Source organism: Runella sp. R5_40 (assembly GCF_057652295.1).
Map to the genome: position 1 here is coordinate 1 of NZ_JBYFCH010000080.1, position 419 is coordinate 419.

General features: G+C 51.6%; 1 pseudogene. It reads left to right on the forward strand.

Annotation, left to right across the window (positions count from 1 at the left end):
• Positions 1-419: pseudogene (locus AC23N5_RS31485) on the forward strand (hypothetical protein); the annotation flags it as partial.

Consider the following 419-nt stretch of genomic DNA (forward strand, 5'->3'; position numbering starts at 1 on the left):
ACGAGTTGTGACGCGACAGCAAGTTTCAGTGGCCAATCAACGTGCGGCAGTTTGCGCACGATTTGGTACAATGCGACCACGAACGTGGCACTTCCAAGCTTACCCGCCACCGTACCAAGCCAAACGACGTCGTACTACGCTCGTTGTCAGACGGAAAATGGTTGTGTGAGCGAGAAGAGTAATGTGGTGACGTTTACTTTAACCCCTACGCAAGTTGCGCCCGTGATTATGGCAAGCCAAGAGATTGTGTGTACAGGTACAACGGTCACGATTTCGGCCAACTGTCCCGCGGGAAGTCAGACGTTTTGGAACACAGGTGTCACTGCGCCAAGTTTCGAGGTCGCTTTCAATAATGTGACGAAGCAAACGTACTGGGCGAAGTGTCTCTTTGAGGGTGGTTGCCAAAGTGCTGAAAGTAT